The following is a 2,725-nucleotide window of genomic DNA, read 5'->3' as shown; positions in this document are numbered from 1 at the left end:
TATCGTCCCCTGGGGGTCGTGGCAAAGGAACAGTCAGTCTGGACTCGCGAGAATGTCACAGGAACATTGATCGGTATCCGTTGTCCCAAGTGGGTCCAGGGTCTGAATGTTCCCGGCTACCACTGGCACTTCCTTGCCGATGATCTGTCGTTAGGAGGGCACGTCCTGAAGTGTGCGGCGGGATCCGCACTTGCCGAATATGACGTCTGTCAGGAATGGCTCGTGCGTCTCGTCGATGCACCGGGATTCGATACGGTCAATCTGAACCAGGACCTTAATCGGGAACTCCGCCGAGTCGAGAGTGCCCGAGATGATGAAGAATCCGAAGCTCCCCCGAACAAATAGAATTTGCGGTCGCCATTACTTGTACGACACCTGCTCGGGACGCGGTAATTCATCGAGATTCCGGATCCCAAACAGCGACAGGAACCGGGGTGTGGTCACGTAGTGAACTTCTTTGGGGTTTTGGGGGTCCCGCACCACCGCAACCAATTCGCGGCGCACGAGCTGCCTGACGACCGCTCCACGTCCTGGTTTACCAAGCTCTTCAATCCGTGCCTGCGTCATCGGCTGGTGATAGGCGATGACCGCCAGTACCTCCAGGGCCTCTTGTGACAACCGAACCTCTTTTGGCCCCAGTCCGTATACTTTATGGCGAATCCGTTCAAACTCTTCGCGGAGCGTCAGGCGGTAACCTCCCTCACCAAGTCGGATTTCGTAGGGTCGCCCCTCAGCCGCATAAAGCCGGTTCAGTTCGTCAATCTCGCGGTCAACGTAGTCCGATCTGAAATCGCCACGCAAGACACTGGCCAGCCGACTTGCCGTCAGCGATGTTCCCCCCACAAACAGGCACGCCTCGATAATCTGACGAGGAACAGGCCGAAATTCGGGTGCCGGTACAGCGTCTGATTTCGCGAGCGGCTCCGGACTCTCATCCGCAATCCCGCCGTCGGGTATTGGCTCCAGCAACTCATCTGGTTCGCCTGCCGCCGCGGGTGCATGCCCGGCATTCAGAACGGGGGCTTTAGAGGCTTCCACCTCTTCCGCAGCGTCGTCGAGTCCTTCCTGCAGTTCCTCGAGTGTTGAGGATTCCGGTACGGGAGGCGCAAACTCGATTTCCGATGCTTCCAGCGCCGAGAGTGCCTTGAGGTAGGCGGCCTCCAGTTCTCCTCCCCCCCAGTCATCGACAGGATCGCTTAAGAGTTCATCATCCTCCTGCAGATCGTCGTCGTAGGGATCGAAGTCCGATTCATCGTCGCTGAGATCAGGCTGATCGTCTGAAAAAGAACTGGTCATACGACGGAATCCAGAGACGAAGACATTCTCGGACAATTGAATCCAACCATCGCCGATCATTGCAAGTGGACCATTCGCCCCTTCCAGACACGCGGATCGGGACAGAAGTCAACGGAACGTGCGACCGCGGTATGAACTGCGGTAAGCGGGCATCTCGTATTCTCGAATTGATTCGCGACTGGCCGGATCGTGTGCGATCAGGTATTTCAACCGGGCTGCCAGCCGATATCCTGCCAGGACGACTCGACGCTCGGCGATCGTATGTGCCTGAGAGATCCACTGCGGGGAAACGGCCGGGACCGACTCCGGCGCCACTTCATGAGATTCCACTTTGGACCAGGGGGTGTAGGGGAGCCGCCCGTTCATGTAAATGGCCTCGACAGCAATCTGGTAACTCTCTTCTGCGAATTCGGTCGACAGACGGTTCTGTGCGTATTCCGGCAGTCGCGACACAGACAAGCGTGGGTCGTGCGAAAGTCTTTCAGACAGATTCACAACATCCTGATAACGGGAATGGGTCCCCAGCATATCGTCCCAGACGGTGTGGAGTTTCCGGGGCTTCGAAGCATGGTTAATTCGAATCCCCAGCTTGTTCCCCCCTTCATCACCATGCTTCAGGAATGGAAGCTGTGGATCGACAAACGCCACCACGTGCAAGGGTTGGTGAATGTCGCCGATCAGGTGAAACAGCCAGCACATCCGGATTGCCCGGATCTCGTGTTGAGTCAGCTCGATTTCAGGATGCGATGTTTCCTGAGCCTTACCGCGCAAAATGAGGTAGGACTGGTCCAATTGATCGATCAGGTTGGTTTGTTCCGACGGATTCGACGGCTTGGGGAACTGCGGCATCGGTTGTGCCGGTAGCTCTGTGTCCAGTTGGCCCGGTCGAATACGGTAGTTGACGTAGTGCCAGTGAGGATGGTGATATCGGTAGATGGAATGAGAGGAAATCGGGGCGCGAGTCTGTTCTCGTGGCGGACGAATGTGGTCCGGCCAGGTTGCTGCGCGCAGGAAAATCCATTCGCTGGCCGTCACCTGACTCGGTCGATCCTTCAGAATGACGTCGTGCAGGTGAGGATGATGCCGCAAAATCGAGATCACCCCCGCCCGTTCGCCATCAGTCAACTGGTCGTAGGCGATTCGGGCAATCGTCATGTGCCCAAGATCATTCCACGCGAATACGGATGTGCTGCAAAATAAAATTAAGCACAGCGAAGTGATGAACTGACTGCGTCGCATGACAGAATCCTTTCCGTCGTGTCGTTTTCTCTGTGCTTCTGTATCTCTGTCACAGCCTTGAGTCTACGCCAGGATGCGTAGACTCAGACCGTCGATTACCTGATCAGTGACACCAGCCCTCGGAAAGATCTGTGGCAGTTCACACCAGCGCGTCGAAATCGTGAAGCGCCCATCGACCAACCACAACAGC

3 protein-coding genes are annotated in these 2,725 nt (G+C 56.5%); 1 reads left to right on the top strand and 2 read right to left on the bottom strand.

Translation table 11 applies throughout. The features are described 5' to 3' along the window. Positions 1–345, top strand: a 345-nt coding sequence (locus VGE80_RS02490; protein WP_440591558.1) for an acetolactate decarboxylase, incomplete at its 5' end; no start/stop codon positions are given. 15 nt (positions 346–360) lie between these two features. Here VGE80_RS02490 and scpB read toward each other — a convergent pair. Together scpB and VGE80_RS02480 are read right to left on the bottom strand one after the other, a co-directional pair. Further along, on the bottom strand, positions 361–1,296 hold the full coding sequence (gene scpB / locus VGE80_RS02485) for an SMC-Scp complex subunit ScpB (protein WP_373652250.1): 936 nt from the start codon (positions 1,294–1,296) through the stop codon (positions 361–363). 108 nt (positions 1,297–1,404) lie between these two features. After that, positions 1,405–2,535: a S1/P1 nuclease gene (locus VGE80_RS02480; protein WP_440591557.1), complete on the bottom strand. Its 1,131-nt coding sequence runs from the start codon at positions 2,533–2,535 to the stop codon at positions 1,405–1,407. Positions 2,536–2,725 lie beyond the last annotated feature (190 nt).

Source organism: Schlesneria sp. (genome assembly GCF_036405755.1).
In the GTDB taxonomy this organism is placed as follows: Bacteria; Planctomycetota; Planctomycetia; order Planctomycetales; family Planctomycetaceae; genus Schlesneria; species Schlesneria sphaerica.
This window is presented reverse-complemented; position numbering and strand designations above follow the sequence as displayed.